This window comes from Lacticaseibacillus songhuajiangensis (assembly GCF_003946025.1).
Taxonomy (GTDB): Bacteria; Bacillota; Bacilli; order Lactobacillales; family Lactobacillaceae; genus Lacticaseibacillus; species Lacticaseibacillus songhuajiangensis.
This window is the reverse complement of the sequence record NZ_RHNR01000011.1, coordinates 1-17170: the sequence shown is the minus strand read 5'-3', so window position 1 is coordinate 17170 and position 17170 is coordinate 1. Positions and strand designations below refer to the sequence as shown.

13 protein-coding genes are annotated in these 17170 nt (G+C 54.3%); 3 read left to right on the top strand and 10 right to left on the bottom strand.

Going from position 1 to position 17170, the window contains the following annotated elements; translation table 11 throughout:
* Positions 1–17: 17 nt before the first annotated feature.
* Positions 18–3791, bottom strand: a complete 3774-nt coding sequence (locus tag EKM97_RS04420) for an MMPL family transporter (RefSeq protein ID WP_125571075.1) — start codon at positions 3789–3791, stop codon at positions 18–20.
* A gap of 986 nt (positions 3792–4777) precedes the next feature.
* On the opposite strand from EKM97_RS04420, the gene sstT reads away from it, so the two are divergent.
* The gene (gene sstT, locus EKM97_RS04415) at positions 4778–6019 is read left to right on the top strand and encodes a serine/threonine transporter SstT (RefSeq protein ID WP_125571074.1); all 1242 of its coding nucleotides are present in this window, start codon (positions 4778–4780) and stop codon (positions 6017–6019) included.
* 62 nt (positions 6020–6081) lie between these two features.
* Here sstT and deoD read toward each other — a convergent pair whose 3' ends face one another.
* The 7 genes from deoD to EKM97_RS04380 all read right to left on the bottom strand — a co-directional run bounded on the left by deoD (position 6082) and on the right by EKM97_RS04380 (position 10962).
* On the bottom strand, positions 6082–6804 hold the full coding sequence (gene deoD, locus EKM97_RS04410; protein ID WP_125571073.1) for a purine-nucleoside phosphorylase: 723 nt from the start codon (positions 6802–6804) through the stop codon (positions 6082–6084).
* Positions 6805–6833: 29 nt separating this feature from the next.
* The gene (locus EKM97_RS04405) at positions 6834–8036 is read right to left on the bottom strand and encodes a phosphopentomutase (protein ID WP_125571072.1); all 1203 of its coding nucleotides are present in this window, start codon (positions 8034–8036) and stop codon (positions 6834–6836) included.
* Positions 8029–8700 carry a deoxyribose-phosphate aldolase gene (gene deoC / locus EKM97_RS04400; RefSeq protein WP_125571071.1) on the bottom strand — a complete coding sequence of 224 codons (672 nt, stop codon included), beginning with the start codon at positions 8698–8700 and terminating at the stop codon, positions 8029–8031. The genes EKM97_RS04405 and deoC overlap by 8 nt, the downstream gene beginning before the upstream one ends.
* Positions 8701–8830: 130 nt before the next feature.
* A complete protein-coding gene (locus tag EKM97_RS04395) occupies positions 8831–9124 on the bottom strand; it encodes a hypothetical protein (RefSeq protein WP_125571070.1) in 294 nt (97 codons plus the stop codon).
* A gap of 29 nt (positions 9125–9153) precedes the next feature.
* Positions 9154–9630: a DUF805 domain-containing protein gene (locus tag EKM97_RS04390; RefSeq protein WP_125571104.1), complete on the bottom strand. Its 477-nt coding sequence runs from the start codon at positions 9628–9630 to the stop codon at positions 9154–9156.
* Complete coding sequence (locus tag EKM97_RS04385) at positions 9630–10121, bottom strand: DUF805 domain-containing protein (RefSeq protein ID WP_125571069.1); 492 nt, start codon at positions 10119–10121, stop codon at positions 9630–9632. The genes EKM97_RS04390 and EKM97_RS04385 overlap by 1 nt, the downstream gene beginning before the upstream one ends.
* A gap of 361 nt (positions 10122–10482) precedes the next feature.
* Positions 10483–10962 (bottom strand): effector binding domain-containing protein, encoded by a 480-nt coding sequence (locus EKM97_RS04380; RefSeq protein WP_125571068.1) that lies wholly within the window; start codon positions 10960–10962, stop codon positions 10483–10485.
* A gap of 91 nt (positions 10963–11053) precedes the next feature.
* Here EKM97_RS04380 and EKM97_RS04375 point away from each other — a divergent pair, with 91 nt between their 5' ends.
* Positions 11054–12001: a helix-turn-helix transcriptional regulator gene (locus EKM97_RS04375; protein ID WP_125571067.1), complete on the top strand. Its 948-nt coding sequence runs from the start codon at positions 11054–11056 to the stop codon at positions 11999–12001.
* Between the two features lie 1167 nt (positions 12002–13168).
* Here the strand turns inward: EKM97_RS04375 and EKM97_RS04370 are convergent.
* A complete protein-coding gene (locus EKM97_RS04370) occupies positions 13169–14149 on the bottom strand; it encodes an AEC family transporter (RefSeq protein WP_125571066.1) in 981 nt (326 codons plus the stop codon).
* A 75-nt stretch (positions 14150–14224) separates the two neighbouring features.
* Positions 14225–15883 carry a malolactic enzyme gene (locus tag EKM97_RS04365; RefSeq protein ID WP_125571065.1) on the bottom strand — a complete coding sequence of 553 codons (1659 nt, stop codon included), beginning with the start codon at positions 15881–15883 and terminating at the stop codon, positions 14225–14227.
* Positions 15884–16030: 147 nt separating this feature from the next.
* On the opposite strand from EKM97_RS04365, the gene EKM97_RS04360 reads away from it, so the two are divergent.
* On the top strand, positions 16031–16897 hold the full coding sequence (locus tag EKM97_RS04360) for a LysR family transcriptional regulator (protein WP_164507431.1): 867 nt from the start codon (positions 16031–16033) through the stop codon (positions 16895–16897).
* Positions 16898–17170: the final 273 nt, after the last annotated feature.

The window sequence follows — 17170 nt, the reverse complement described above, 5'->3', positions numbered from 1 at the left end:
TCCCTTTGTTAACGCAATTATGCTTCGTGCTTGCCTTCCTTGGTGTCCCCACCGTAAGTCAGGCTAATCAGCGCTGGCAGGATGATTGGGATGAAGATGACGAGCAGAACGAGCCCGACGATAACCCCCATAGCAACCTGAATCAGCGTCAACACGCCGGATGGCATCAGGGCTGCAAAGGTCCCACTCAGGATAATCGCAGCGGAGATGACAACCGCCCCGATGACCCCGCTGGCACTCATAATGCGTGCCTTCGGGTTCGGAACCTGCGTGCCGTATTCACGATACTTCATCATCAGGAAGATGCTGTAGTCAACACCCAGCGCGAGTAACATCACGAAGGTGAAGAACGGCGTGTTCCAGGTGAGCTGCGGCTGACCCAGAATCCAGGTCGACAGCAGACGCGTAATCCCAAGAGAAGCGATGTACGCGAGGAGTAGCGTTCCAATGATGTAGAACGGCTGCAAGATGGAGCGGGTAACCAGCATCAGTGCCAGCAAAATGCCGACAACCATGATGGCTGCAGTCCGCATGAAGTCACTGCTTGCAATCTTGTGCGTATCGCTAGTTTCAGCGGTCTGGCCACCAATGGCGACCTTCGCATTCTTGAGTGCAGTGCCCTTCAGTTCGTTCTGCACAACCTTTTGCATCTTATCAATTCGGTTCATGGACTTATAAGCTGCTGGGTCAGTGTCGAGAACGATGGTCATCTTCGTGGTCTTGTGATCACTGGACATGTAGGAATCAATGGCCTGACCGTAAGTCTTACCCTTCAGAACCTTCTTTGGCACGTAGTAATCATCGGCGGCCGCAGAATTCTTCAGACCCGTGAGGTAAGAGTTAGCAGAGCCAACACCCTTGTTCACGGTTCCGACACCCTTACCGGCTGTTTCCAGACCGCTTTGGAGCGTCTTCATCTGGCCAACCACACCCTGGAGTGTGCTGTACATGGTCTTTTGACCACTCAGTTCCTGGCTCAAGCCACTTGTCAGTTCAGGTGTCTTGCTTGCCAAGGTGCTGGCACCGCTTTGCAGTTTTGTCGCGCCAGTCGTAATCTGACCGGCACCACTTGCGAGCGTGCCTGCACCAGTATAAAGCTGACTGCTACCGTTAGCGGCAGTGTCAACACCGGCCGTGTAGGTCTTAATGCCACTGGCCAGCTGCTGAAGCTGACTGCTGAGCGTGGAGTTACCGATTGTGGACTGAATGCTTGCCTGACTCGACAAGTTAACGCCACTACCGTTAACCTTGCTGTTCAACTGGGTCGCAATGCTGGAAGCCTGACCCGTAGCGGCCTGCAACTTCTGCAGACCGGCACTCAGCGCAGCCATCTGTGTTGGCAATGCACTGAGTTTGTTCAAAGAACTACCCAGATTGCTGGTTTCGCTCAGCAGGGTGCTGGCGTTATCCACCATCTGACTAGTTGCGTTCAGCTGTGTCTTCAGCTTAGCCACTTCACTGGCATCCGGAATGGCCTTGGCCAAGGCGGACAACTGGCTGATGGTGCTACTGTCAACGTTGCTGAGGCCAGCGAGGCTGGTCTTGAGACCGGAAGACAAGGCCTGGTCGCTCTGCACGTTTTCACCAGCGAGTGTGGCAATCTTGGTTCCAGTGGCCGCCGTTGCAGCGTCTGATGACCCGGCAAGACCCTTTGCCAACTCGGCAATTTCACCATCATTGGTTGCAGTAGTAGTAATCGTCTTAGTCAGCGTGCTCTGCAAAGTGCCCAGAGAACCGGCCATGGTGGCCATGCTCTGCAACGTATCCTTGCTTGCGCTGGCCTGATCGAGCATCGTCAGCATCGAGTTAGCCTGGCTGAGCATCGTCTTGGCAGTAGTCAGTTCTTGCTGCAGGGTCTGCGCCTGGCTAAGGATGGACTTCATGTTTGCCTGCTGACTGCTGAGGCCATTCAGCTGGTTCTGACCCGCGGCCAGTGCAGTCGACAGCTGCTTGGTGCCGCTGTTAATCTGCTGGTTGTATGCAGCAAGCCCCGCAATTGCAAGCGGCAGCTGTGCACTCTGGCTGCTGAGCTGGTCAACACCAGCATCAACCGTGCCGGAGTTGCTGGACAACTTTTGCAGGCCAGAGTCGAGGGTTCCGATGCCACTTTCGAGGACACTAGCACCACTCGTCAGCTGCTGGGTGGCACTGGCGAGTTGGCCACTGCCATCAGCGAGCTGGTCGGCACCGCTGGTGATCGCGGTACTCCCAGTCATAAGCTGGTTAGTGCCAGCAATCATGGTCTTCACGCCATCGAGGCCGCTGGCCATGTCCGTCTTACCAATCTTCTTGCTAGCAGCGGTCAGACCCTTGTTAATCTTGGCCAGACCGGCACCGGCATCGCTCATCCCAGACGTCACGGTTCCGAGCTGCTTGCCTTCGTACAGCGCCTTAACGCTGCTACCGGCAGGTTCGGTCACGGACGCGACGGTCTTGACGCCGTCTTCGCTGGCAAGCTTCTTGTTGACACGGTCAATGATGCGCAGGTACTTCTCCCTGTTCAGGGGCTTATCGCTCTGAATGTAGAGGGTGGCCGGTTCCGCCGTCCCCTTGGAGAAGTGCTTCTGCACAACGCGGAAGCCGACCTTGGCAGGCAAGCCGTCCGCCAGTTCGGCAGTCGTGTCGTAGTTCAGATTATTGTTGTAGGTAACCACAGCCGGAATGGCCAAAATAATGACCAAGCCAAGTGCCAGCAATGGGTGGAACACGGCGCTCTTAGAGAGGCGTGCCCACATTTTGCTCCGAGAACCACCGGCAAAATTCTTAGTCGGCCAGAACATCCGCTTGCCCAAAATCGCCATAAAGAATGGGTTCAAGGTGAGCAGGACGAGCAGCAGCACCGCAACCCCCACGGCAACCCCAACAGCAGATTGGTAAATGGAGAATTTGGCGAGACCCAGCGCGCTGAACCCAATCAGCAGGGAGCTCCCACTGTAGAGGATGGTGCGCCCAGCAATTTTGCGAGCCTTATTGGTCGCCGCGACGGGATCCAGCCCGCCGCTAAGCTCTTCCTTATATTGGTCATACAGCAAAATGTTGTAGTCAGTTCCAATCCCAAACAGGACCACGACCAGGAACACTTGCGTGAACGAGGACAGTGGGAACCCGACGTGGGACACAAGGTTCATAACCACGCTGAGAGAGGTGATGACCGCTACCCCAACGGTCGCCAGGGAAACCAGCGGCACAACGGGTGAACGGAAAACCAAAACGAGCACGATGAAGATGAAGATGGCCGCAATGATCTCGGTCTTCTTAATCCCCTCTTCGGTTTCCTGCTGGAAATCGTCGTTCAGGATGTCACCACCAGTGACGTAGGTTTTCACGCCATTGGTCTTGGCCGCGCTCGTGATGTCCTTAGTCATGTTGCGAACTTGCTGTTTCTTATCAACTTGCAGTTGAACCAGCTCGGTCGTCTTGTCCTTAGAAATCAGTTGCTTCTTGGTCGCGGCGTTGTCGTTAGGGGCAAGCACGTCCTTGATGTGCAGCTTGTCATCGTTATCACGCAGGCGTGATACGGTGTCTTTAATATTGTCTTTTTGGGTAGCAGTGAGTTTATTGTCGCCGTTGCTAAAGACAACAACCACCTGCCGCGTATTGCCTTGCCCGCGGCCCCAATCTTTCTGAATCGCATTCGCAACCTGACTCTGCGCACTGGCAGGAATCTTGGTCTGGCCGTAATCACGGACCAGTTGCGAGATGTTCGGCAGGAAGACGACGGCAAGAATGATGGCTACCAGCCACGCAATCAGCGCGCCAAAATGATGTTCGCTAAAGTAGTTCTTCTTCATGATGAAACTGTCGACCCTCTTTTCAATTAAAAAGGGGTAACCCCCGGATTTATGCAAACCCGGTGATCACACCTCCGCTTGTTAGCGCGTTTGTACGTTACACATGTTACCTATCTTAGTCATTCCTTTAATTGACGTAAATCAATTTTCTGAAATCAGCGACACATTACGGATATTGTGGTGAAAACTGGTTGGGTGTTCTTTAATGTCGGAACTGGCGAAAAGTGGCTCCGTCAATGGGGGTTCCGTGGCGGGGACCGCTACAGCCTCCTTAGGAGTCTTCCGCTGGCGGATTTGCCGAAGCCCACGTCAAATCCGCGCTCCCTAGAAAATGAGCGGTGTACACCCGGCAAGAATCACGCCGGGCATACACTGCTCATTTTCTTTGCGCCACTACACCCCCATTGACTGCGCCACTTTCCACCAGTCTCTACAGTTGAGCACTGATCCACTCCGCCATCGCCTCCTTCACTCGAGGTAACAGAGTCGTGTCACACAAGGTGCCGCAATATTCCGCTCTAATTCATCAGCCATGCTGGGTGGTAAATCAACGCACCATTGCCTCCAGTTCTATAATTCGCACAACCATCTAAAGTAAAGCGTTGTATTGGCTGATTACTAATTTATTCTGAGTGCTACAGGCAATCTGGTAACCAATGCATAATACTGTTACCACCACAGTAGGGAATGGGCCGGATTAGCGGAGTGGGCGGCAGTGGGCCGGCGAAAAGATGATTGTTTGAAGACGCGCAGCGGCTTTACACAATCATCTCGGGAGTGCGGATTTGACGCGATTTTCGGCAAATCCGCCAGCGGAAGACTCCGGAGGAGGCTGCAGCGGTCCCCGCCGGACCGCTACCGACCACGTAGCTAATCCGGCCCATTCCCGGCGTCAAGCCCTGACAAAGTAGCATCACAGGACGTGGCAAGGTATGATATTAGAAGCAATTATTTCGTAGTTTCCATCTAAAAGGAGGGCGAACGCCATTTTCGAGCGTTACCGTAATCTCAGCCTCATCATCCGCATCATCGCCGGCCTCATCGTCGGGGTTGCCCTCGGCCTACTCGTGCCGTCTTGGCATTTCATCAGCATCTTCGGCCAGCTTTTCGTCGGCGCCCTCAAGGGAATCGCCCCAATCTTGGTTTTCTTCATTATCATGACGGCCATTTCCAAATTCGAACGCGGGGATAATAGTCACATTAAGACTATCGTCGTGACGTACGTCTTCGGGACGGTGCTCTCCGCGGCACTGGGCATCATTGCCAGTTTCATGTTCCGCATCAAACTTATTTTGCCTGAAGCCGCCAAAGTTGCGACCCCCGCGCCGAAAGACCTGGGCACCGTGCTCAGCAACCTCTTCGTCAGCGCGGTCAGTAATCCCATTGCCGCAATGACGGACGGTAACTACCTGTCCATCCTCTTTTGGGCACTGGTCCTCGGCGCCGCTCTGCGCCACGCCAGCGTTAGCACCAAGAAGGTTCTCACTGACTTCACCAATGCGGTCGGTAAGGCGGCCAGTTTCATCATTGAATTCGCACCACTCGGGGTGGCCGGTTTGCTCTTTGACACCGTCAGCAGCACCGGGTTTGCTGGTGTTGCCAAGTACACGCAGTTGGTCGTGCTGCTCGTTGCCACCATGGCTGTCGCGTATCTGGGACTTTATGCCTTCATGGTCTGGCTGGCAACGCGGCAAAATCCGTTCCCACTCACCCTGTGGACGCTGAAGGAATCCGGCATTCCTGCCTTTTTCACCCGCAGCGGCGCCGTGAACATCCCCATTAACCTCGGCGCCTGCAAAAAGCTCGGTCTGAGTGAGAAGTCCTACGCCGTCTCCATTCCTCTCGGCGCCAGCGCTAACAGTGGCGGCGCGGCCATCACCATCGCCATCATGACGCTCGCCACTTGCTTCACTCTCGGCGTGCACGTCACCTTACCCCTCGCCATCATTTTGTGCCTGCTGACGGCGCTAGCTTCGACCGGTGTGTCCGGTATCGCCGGCGGTTCACTGCTCATCATTCCGATGGCCGCCAGCATCTTCGGTATCAGCAATGACATCGCGATGCAGGTCGTCGGTATTGGCTTCATCATCGGCGTCATTCAAGACGCGGTGGAAACGGCCGTCAACTCCGCGGCCGACCTGCTGTTCACCGCTGCGGGCGAGTACCACGACCTACGTAAGGCTGGCACTCCCGTTGATATGAACGCGGTACTCCGCAAAATTCGCTAACACGCAAAAACCACCTGTTCTGCAGCCCTTGTGCTTGCAAAACAGGTGGTTTTAATTTGGTCTTATTCGGCACTCTTGGCAACAGTTGCTGCGGTTTCAAAACCAATCGTCAGCATGTCGTCCAGAGTCAGTTGCCGCTCGTCGGCAGACAGGTGCTCATCGCGCCCGAGGTGATCGGACACAGTCATGATGGCCAGCGCGCGGCGGTGGTACTTCGCCGCGAGCAGGTACAGTGCGGGCGTCTCCATTTCGGTGGCCAGCACGCCGTAATCCATCAACTTTTGCTTGTCGAGCTCGTCATTGTAGAAGCGATCTTCACCCAGAACGTTGCCGACCAAGGTGCGGTAGCCAGCGTCCTTGGCAATACCGGCCGCCGTGGTCAGTAGCTCAAAATCACCGGTCGGTGCAAAGTACACCCCAGGGCCAAAAGTATTGGCAATGATGGAACTGTCCGTACTGGACGCCTGGCCCAGCACAATATCACGCAACTGCACGCGGTCGGCCATCCCGCCACAAGTACCGGTGCGAATCAAATTTTGCACGCCATAGTCGCGCATCAATTCAGTCGCGTAGATGGAAATGGACGGAATCCCCATCCCGGTCGCTTGAACCGAGATGCGCTTACCCTTGTACGTGCCAGTGTAACCGAAGGCGTCACGCACACTGTTGTACAGCGTCACGTCTTGCAGGTAGTTCTCCGCCATGTACTTGGCGCGCAGCGGGTCGCCGGGCAGCAAGACCGTATCGGCAATACTGCCGGCTGGTGCGTTAATGTGAATACTCATGCAATCTCCTCCTTAGGCTGTCCTTGCGCTTACTGCAACTGGTCCAGGAATGATGTCCCGTATTCGCCATTGGCCACGTTGAAGTTGTCCAAAATAGTGGCACCAAGGTCGCTAAATGGCTTGCGAATACCCAGGTTCACATTGCCCTGCATCGAAGGACTGTAGGCCAGCAGTGGCACGAATTCGCGGGTGTGGTCCGTCCCCTTGTAAGTCGGGTCGTTGCCGTGGTCAGAAGTAATCAGTAGCAAGTCGCTTGGCCGCATGTTGGCTAGGAATTCACCGAGCTGCTTGTCAAAGAGCTCCAGCGCTTGTGCGTCGCCTTCTGGATTCCGACGGTGGCCGTACATCGCGTCAAAATCAACCAGGTTAGTGAAGATGAAGCCTTTGCGGTCACTCTTCACCTGAGCGATCGTCTGGTTCATGCCGTCTTCATTGCTGACGGTGTGCACGCCATCGTCAATCCCCTGACCGGAGAAGATGTCGTTAATTTTGCCAACACCATACGTTGGCACGCCCGCCTTTTGCAAACGGTCAAGGTCGGTCGGGCCGTCTGGCAAGAGCGTGTAGTCGTGGCGGTCACTGGTCCGGGTGAAGTTGTCCTTATCCACGTAGGTGTAAGGACGCGCAATCACGCGGCCAATGTGGTAAGGCGCCGTGCGGGTGATGCTGCGGGCGTATTCACAAATGCGGTAGAGTTCCTTCAGCGGAATGATGTCGATGTTGGCGGCAATCTGGAGCACAGAGTCGCCGGAAGTGTAAACAATCAGGTCGCCGGTCGCCAGCTGCTCATCCCCGTAATCGTGGATGACCTCGGTACCAGAGTACGGTTTGTTAACAATGATCTTGCGGCCAGCAAAATCGCTAATCTTGTCGAGCAATTCCTGCGGGAAGCCGTTCGGGAAGAAGCCAAGTGGTTCCATAACCGGCAGGCCCATCATTTCCCAGTGCCCATCCATGGAGTCCTTACCGGCAGAGATTTCCTGCATTTTGCCGAACGCACCCAGCGGCTTGGCCACTGGCTTCAGGCCCAGCATTGGCTTATCGGCGCGGATATTACCCAAACCGAGCTTGAGCAGGTTTGGTAATTGCCAGTCGGCCCCCTTGAATTCACTGATGTGGCCGTAAGTGTCAGCACCCTCGTCGCCATACTTAGCGGCATCTGGTGCGGCCCCAATCCCCACGGAATCGGTCACAATTGCAAAAATCCGGTCGTACTTTACTTCTTTAGTCATTAGCTTCCCCCGCTTCTTTCATAATGGCGACACCAGCGCTAGCGCCCAGTCGGTCGGCACCGGCAGCAATTAGCGCCTTGGCGTCTGCGTACGTGTGAATACCGCCCGCCGCCTTAACTTGCAGCTTGTCGCCGACGGTCTTGCGCATCAGGGCAACGTCGTGCACCGTTGCGCCGCCGCCAGCAAAGCCTGTGCTGGTCTTCACGAAGTCCGCACCAGCGGCCGCACTCAACTTGCAGGCACGCACCTTCTCCTCATCCGTCAGCAAAACGCACTCGATGATGACCTTCAGCAGCTTGCCCTCTGCGTGCACCGCATCCGCAACAGCAGCGATGTCAGCCTGCACAGCGGCATCGTTGCCACCCTTCAGTTCACCAATGTTGAGCACCATGTCGCACTCATCCGCACCGTCAGCGATGCTGGATTTGGCCTCGGCCACCTTAATCGCCGTGGTGTTGGCGCCCAGTGGGAACCCAATTACGGTGCAGACATTCACATCGCTGTCTGCCAGACCCTCCGCCGCTGTCTTCACCCAGTACGGGTTGATACAAACGGACGCAAAATCGTATTCCCGCGCCTGCGCGAGAATCTCCTCAATCTGCGCACGTGTCGCTTCTGGTTTGAGCAGCGTGTGGTCAATGTACTTAGCTAATGGTTTTGTCATCTTCAAGTCCTTCTTTCACCGTCATAATAAGGTTGGCAACACTTTCATGATACCACCTCAACGATATTGATTCATTAATACTGCATGAAAAAGGCATGGCCGCGGCCATGCCTGATCGTTCATAGCGTTATCAGTAACTAATTGTGTACAGCATCTCATCTTCACCGAGGTCATTATCGCCAAGGTGAATCATGAACTGGGGAAGCACGCTGGCGCGCAATTCACGCGTCATTGCAGCCACTTCCTGCTGAATGGCCATCATGTTGTCATTGCGCGGGAAATAATGCAGACGCGCGTAAAACTGACTGCGAGGCATAATGATTTCGTGATCTGGTGCGTCCATCCACATGATGAGTCCGCACACCTGCTGGGCGCGCGGTGTTAAAGTCGCGATGACAGCTAACTGTTGCGCGTTAAACTGCATTTTGCTTGCCTCCAGAACTATAAATACCCTTAGTTATGGAACGCCGGCATCGACCGCCGCGCCATCATCACCATGTGTGCAATTACCAGCGCCAGCCCCACCACGGTGCAAACATTGCCAAACGTCGTGAAGACGTTGTTCGACAGTGACAATAAGACCGCCGGCAGCGCCATTGTCAGCAGCAAGTACCACGGCGAGTAATCGGCATCGCGGAAGCGACGAACACTCAGGCTGACCCACGGTACCAGCGTCGCTACGCTCACCACCGCCACTACAATCAGCGGCGCCATCAGTGCCCGCAAAATACTTGGCAAGGTGTAATTGTTCCCCATGAGCGGCATGTGCAGAATTGCCATGAACACCCAAACTTCCATAATGGCGCTATAAATGGCATTCCACAAGAACATGTACCAGTACTCACTGCGGCTACTGCGCCCGCGGAAATTGGCGTAATTCTTGAAGAAGAGCCGCAGCGCTTCGATAAAGCTAACCTTTTGCGTTCCCATCACGAAAGTTCCTCCGTTTCACGGGGCTTACTTGGCTGCGCCGCAATCACCCAGTTGGCTATTTCCAGCGCTAAAGCAATGGTGCTCAAAACGTTACTCATGGTGTCACTGACACCAAAGATGTCAGTGCGCGTGAGCAGGAGGGGCAGCAGGTAAGTCGCTAGCAACCACCATACTGAAATTCCCGCATCGCGATAACGTCGCACTTGTAGCGCCACCCAAGGAATCAGGACTGCAAAGGCAACCAGCACAAAGATAATCAGCGGCAACCCCAACGCCACTAATAAGTTCGGCGAAAAACCTGTCTTGTTGTGCGCCAGAATCTGAATGAGCACTGTGCCAAAATACACAAAGGCCAGCACCACAAAGATGGCGTACCACAAAAACATAAACCAGTACTCACGGCGCGTGCTACGACCGTGAAAGTTGAAATAATTCTTGAAGAACAGGACTAATGCCCGGCCCATCCCCACCCGAGATGTTTCTTCCATCGCTAACTCCTCCACAAAGTTGACTATTGATGATGGCGCCGATTGCTCCGCGCCGCGGACGGATTATCCGTCCCGAGTAAAATGATTAACAGTACCGCCGCTACAACAACCGCTGCACCCACGACGTTGTCCCCCTTCTACTTTAGCTTTTCTTAATCCTCGTTACTAAAATAGACCTTTTCAATGGTAAATGGAATACACCTTTGGACTGATAACGTAAAAAAATACATCAATTAAAAATACAAGTTTCTTGATATTCCTCCTCCCATTCCACACGTCTACAAAATAAGCCGGGCAACGATTCCCTCTACGAGTTCGTTGCCCGACTATTTTTGAACATTCATCCCATATTGGAAACAGACTAGTTGCGCACGACCGGAATGTACATCTTCGCGGCGTATGTACCGTCAGTCTGCGCTTCAACTGCGGCGGCGTTTGGCCCACCAACGTAAGCCACGTCACTCAGCTGCCCCAGCACGCCGCCAAAGGCTGCACCGATCACACCTTCAGCCGCACTGTAGGCATCTGCACCGGTGCCATCGACGAGGACATATTCACCAGCTGGGAATTCAATGCGGCGGTCGGCACTCGCGAAATCCTTGTCACTACGAACGGCCACGTAGTACATCATTTTGTTCTGGTAGGCTTCATTGACGAAGAACAGCTTGTTGTCTGCGGCAATCGCCTGCAGTTCCTCCAGCCGGCCGTCCGCTTGCACTGCATTCCAGAAAGCACTCTTCTCGGCGGCCATCCCCGCGAAGTCGGTGTAATGACTCTTCAGTTCGGTTCCAATACCGAGAATGCTGAAAGCAGGCTGAGTTGCGATAGTGTAATTTGTCATGTGAATATTCTCCTTTGATTTGCTGAACTCTTTAACGGTTTCGATTATAGGGTATAATGGTGTCAAATTTTGAACCTTTTACGGAGGCTGCATGCAGAAAACAGAACGAATCAACACGATGATGCGCTACATGAACAACCGTGGCGTGTTTACCCTGCACGATCTCATGACTGAATTCGGCATTTCACGTTCCACCGCGCTGCGTGACATTCGCGAAATCGAAACACTCGGGATGCCCCTCGAAGCCACCGTTGGCCGCGAAGGCGGCTACGCGGTGATGCACAACTCGCTGCTGCCGGCCATCCGTTTCACCGACGAACAAGTGAAGGCGCTCTTCATCGCCTTCATGGCCTCGCGCAACCAGCAGTTGCCTTATCTGCGTAGCCGGCAAACACTTGCGGAAAAGTTGCTCGGCCTCATCCCGCCGCAACAGCAAGAGTCACTTATTGTGCTTAACGACCTGTTGCGCTTCCCGGGTACCAACACGCGTAATCCCAATCTGCTCGACCTGTCTGACATCGCCCACCCACAGCTGGAAAAACTCATTCAATTACTGCTAGATGCACGCACCCTCAATCTGCATCTCACGAGCGGCAGTACGTTTACCCTCTACGTTCAACACCTGTTCCGGGATGCGGATACCTGGCAATTAGTCGGCCTTGATGTCGACAACCACGCGCAACGTCTCATCGCGGTTGACGACCTCGTGTCTGCAAGCGACGCAGATCATCAAATCTCAACAAAAACGGCCATAGCCTGGCAAAATGCGGCCGGCCCGCAGCAACTGATTGCCAACTTGCGGCAAGGCGCCATTCACCAATTCAAGAAATACCACCCGCAAAATGCGCAACTCACTTACACCCATCCCTACCAGGCGACGGCGCGCCTGCAACTGCCAATTGCCGAGCACGAAAATCTCGACGCGGCGGTCAACTGGCTACTGTTTCTCGGCACCGAGATCACGCTGGTCTCCGTACCAGAACGACTGCAGACTGCGTTGCAACAACGTGCGGCGTGGATTGGTGAACAAGGTGACTAAAGGCATACAAAAAGAGCAGGTGCGTCCAGACACCTGCCCTTTTCGTTCACCTCGGAGTTAGCGGCCCCCGTGGTGATCACATTATGAGGAGTAGAAAATGAAGAAGAAGTTAGTTTCTATTTTGGGAGGAGGAGCGGTTTTCCTTGCCGCTCTTCTATGTTGATTACTATACCGGCGGGCTATGAAATAAATCAGGCCGAAATGTGAAGATTTTTGGGTCTTTACCGCTGCACGCTGTCCGTCAACGTAAGCGTTGAAAATTTCAATTAAATCATCCGCAAGGATGAAAATAGTGGTTAGACCGAAGGTCGAAACTGGGGCGGATTAGCTTTGCTCCCGGGAAGGGGGTGCGTGGGACCGTTCCAGCCAGCTGTGCTGTCTTCCACTGGCGATTTTGCCGCAAACCCAGCGTCAAAATCGCGCTCCTAACGAAAATGGCGGTGTACATTTCGCACGAAGTTCATGTGCGAAACATACACTGCCATTTTCGTGGGCACGCACCCCCTTCCCGTCCGCTGTCGCCAATCCGCCCCAGTTCCGACGAGCATTCACATGAGTGTGGTGACGAAAGTTTCAGGTTACGCTAGTGGAAGCACCAAACGAAGATGGACAAACACTGGAAACAGTAGGGCAACAATCTATACACTGCGCTCTCGAGCGTGTTGGATACCGCAACAGTGGCCTTTACAAGTACTAGAGATAGTTAATCACTCAGTTTCTAGCCGAACGTCTATCCGACGTTTCGGTGCGTTGTCACTCGGCCATGGGGATGTTTCCCACACAGTAACGTGTCGGCCACGGAGGTGGTGGTGTGCTTGGGCGAAGCGCAGGGAACGAAGTCGGGCGAAAAGATGATTGTCTGGAGACAGGACGGCCGCACTTGCCGTCGTGGCTGCACACAATCATCTCGGGAGCGCGGAGTTGACGCCGTTCTTGCGGCAACTCCGCCAGCGGAAGACCGCGATAGCGGGCTGAAGCGGTCCCCGCCCGACGTAGTTCCCGGAGCGCAGCCCAAGCGCACCACCACCGGAGTTGCCGACCCCACCGCCTTGCGGCGTTATGAAAACTGCTTAAAGTGCAAAACTCACCATTGCGGGCACGGACTTACGCTGACGGACAGCGAAGGTATCAAAAAAGGATGAGCCAAGGCTCATCCTTTTTTGAGTATTACATCCCCTGAATCAGCATCATCACAACTGGAACAACAATTGCGAAGAGTACGGTTGAGGTTGTGACCACGTTGGTGGCGTACTTAACATCACCATGTGCCTGATCAGCCAGGATTGGCAGAACGGCAAGGCCAGGTGCACTGGCCTGCACGATGAGGGTCTGTGCTTCAAGGCTAGGCAGACCGAAGCCCGCGTGTGCGCCAAGCACAATCAGCATCGTAATCAGTGCTGGAGCGAGTACGAAACGGCCGAGCAAGGCCACGATAGTGTCGCGGTCGAAACGAATGCTGCCGAGGCCGGCTTTTGCCAGCACAATCCCGATGTAAATCAGGGACAGTGGTGTTACCAGGCTACCCACGTAGTCCAGCGTGTTCACAGCAAAGCTCAAAGCCTGCACGTGGACGAACGGAATCCGCAGTAGCAAGAAGACCAGCGCTACCAAGAAACCAAGCAGTGGTGGTGGCAGCAGCTTCTTCCAGTTAAAGTTACCAGAAGCTTCGCCCTTCACCTTCGTTGGATCGTCGTTTGCCATCAGGAAGGCACCCAGTGTCCAGGTCGATACCGTGTTGACCACGTAGTAAACCAGGAAGTATGGGAGCGCCTTGTCACCGAAGAGCGCCATGTTCAGTGGCAGGCCGATGAAGATGGTGTTGGCGTTAACGAACATGTTGATAAAGGTCCCGCGCCGGCCTGGACGCACCTTCAAGACCTTCACGAGAATGAAGGCGATGATGTAGCCCAAGATGACGCCACCGAAGCCGTAAACCAGACCGCTGGACAAGCTAATCAACTTGTTCAAGGTCAGGCGTTCGAGAACGGACGTGAAGATGGATGCTGGCAGTGCCACCTTCATCAGCAAGTTAGAGATGGTGCCGCCGAACTTGTCGTCGAACCAGCCCTTAGTTTGTAAAATGTAACCCAGAGCAATGATGAGCACGATGGTCAAAATGCTCTGAATGGATGTTGTTAAAGCAGTCACAATGTTACCTCCTCAATGATGATGCAGCATGTGCACCAAGCGACAAGCTTGCGCACACATTTTGCATCCCGCTAATTAGTCCTGAATCTGCACGTCCTGGAGTGGCTTGTATTCAGGTTCCCACTTCATGTCGGCGACAGCCTTCTTGACGTCACTGATTTCGTCAGCATTCAGCTTTTCAGCAACTGCTTCAGCAGCGACGGCGTTAGCAACCGTCTGGCTGAAGACGTCAAGCTTCTTAACTGGTGGTAAAACAGCAGCGCCCGCTTCGCTAGGATCCACGATGCCACCCAGACTGTGGGCAGCAGCGGAAATCATACCGTCAGACAGGCGGGTTGCCGTTGCGGCGATGGTACCAAGGCCAAGACCTGGGTAAACGAGAGCGTTGTTGGCCTGCCCGATTTCGTAAGTCACGCCCTTGTACTCAACAGGTGCGGCAGGAATCCCGGTTGCAACTAGGGCCTTCCCATCAGTCCAGGCAATCAGGTCTTCAGCCTTGGCTTCAGCAAGCTTGGTTGGGTTGCTCAGTGGGAAGATGATTGGACGCTCCGTGTGGGCAGCCATTTCCTTAACAACACCTTCCGTGAAGGTACCAGGAACCGTGCTGGTCCCGACCAGAACTGTTGGGTGCACAGCCTTAACGGCAGCTTCCAAGCTGGTCAGTTCGTCAGCGTTGGCAAATTCACTGCGCTTGCGGGCAAAAGGCTTCTGTTCAGGCGTCAATGTTGGGTCATCATCAAAGAGCAGACCCTGCTTGTCAACGAGGTAGAAGTGCTTGCGTGCTTCCTTGGCGTCCATCCCCTGCTGGAGGTATTCGTCGTAGATGCGCTTGGTAATCCCAGCACCGGCAGTTCCGGCACCAAAACTCATGTAGACCTGATCGGTCATCTTCTGCTTGGAGATGTTGAGCGCACCGAGAATTCCGGCGAGCACGATGATTCCGGTCCCCTGGATGTCATCGTTGAAGGTGGTCATTTCCTGCTGGTACTTGGTCAGCAGGTTAGCGGCGTTGCTCCGACCGAAGTCTTCAAAATGCAGGTAGAGGTTAGGGAACTGCGCGCGCGCTGCGTTCACAAACTTATCAACGAAGGTGTAGTACTTGTCGCCGTATACCCGCTTCTTGCGCAGACCCAGGTACAGGTCGTCGTTAAGCAGTGATTCGTTGTTGGTCCCGGCGTCGAGAACAACTGGCAACACCTTGCTTGGGTCAATGCCGGCAGCGGCGGTGTAAACCATCAGCTTACCAACGGCAATGTCGACACCCTGTGTACCCCAGTCACCAATCCCGAGAATTCCTTCAGCGTCGGTCACAACGATGAGACGAATATCGCGGCCGTTCGCACCGTTCTTGATGGCACTTTCGATGTCATCTTGTTCGTCGATGTTCAGGTAAACGGCGTTCTGTGGTTCGATGAAGAGCGCGCTGTAGTTTTCAATGGTGTCAGCAATCGTTGGGTCGTACACGATTGGCATGAATTCAGCGATGTGCTGGGAGAAGAGCTTGTAGAAAAGCACGTGGTTGTGGTTGAAGATATCCATCAGGAAGATCCGCTTTTCAAGTGGGCTGTCCTTGCGCTGCAACTGCGCGTAGGTCTGTGCGACCTGCTGGTCAAGGGTCTGCACGGCAGGTGGCAGGATGCCGGCAAGGCCAAACTGCTGACGTTCTTCCTTAGAAAAGGCGGTACCCTTGTTCAGGAATGGGTCGTTCAAAATTTGTTCTGGTGTGTATTTCATGTTTCTGCCTCCAACTGGTTAACTTATTTTTTGTTAATATTTACTATCCGAGAGTCAGCATACATGCCCATAAAAAATATAGTCAAACTCGGCAGGAGTGATAAAATATATTTATATGAACCCGCAAACCCCTGCTGGAGGTACGTTTTGAATACACGCGATTTAGAGTACTTTGCAAAACTTGTCGAAATAAAAAATTTTTCTGCAGTTGCTGACCATTTTGGCGTCAGTCAACCCACCGTCTCGCTCGCACTCAAGCGTCTCGAAACGAGTTATGGTATCGAACTATTGCACCGTGACCAAAGTCACAACACCCTAACGGTCACCCCGGCCGGACGGCAGTTCGCACGCCACGTACGCGTCATTCTTGGTGAACTCCAGCAGGCTGACAGTGAATTGGCAGGCATGCAGACGGAAACGGTCCGCCTCGGACTGCCACCTATTATTGGTAACTTTTACCTGCCAACGGTCATTCCCCGCCTCGTCGAGGAGAACCTGATGACCCACCTGCAAACCGTCGAGGCCGGATCCGCGGAACTGCTGCACCAGTTGCGCAGCGGCGAAGTGGACATGGCTTTGCTCGGCAGCGCGGGTCCGCTTGCCGATGATGACCTGCGCGTTCACGAAATCAGTGCCACACCTTTTGCCATCATCACTAGTCCTAAGCGCGAACTGAGCCTGCCACTGGATGTACACGCCTTAGCGAACACGCCCTTCATTGCGATGACCGAAGGCTTCGTTCACGACCAGGTCTTCACGGCCATGCGCACCAAGGCGAACATCAATCCGCCAATCGCTTTCCGCACCAGCGACTTCCAATTGCTCAAACAGATGGTGGCGCAGGATGTCGGCGTCGCGCTACTGGCAACGCTGGCGCTACGTCCTGAAGACGGCTTGCGCGTCATCCCGCTACTCGGATCCGGGCAACCACGCTTCTCCATCGCGGTCGTAACCCGCAAACAGCAATTACTGAGCCCTATCATGCGTAAGCTGCAGCAGACACTGGAGGGGTAATCGCTGTCCGTCAACGTAAATCCGCACCCGCAAGGGTGCGCTTTACGCTTGGGTTTGTTTTCAAACCGCCGCTAGGCGGTGGGTCGGCAACTCCAGTGGTGGTGCGCTTGGGCTACGCTCCGGGAACTACGTCGGGCGGGGACCGCTTCAGCCCGCTATCGCGGTCTTCCGCTGGCAGAGTTGCAGCAAAAACCATCGTCAACTCTGCGCTCCCGGTATTATTGTGTGAAGCCGTGGCGAAAGTTCGCGCCACGTCTCCACACAATAATACTT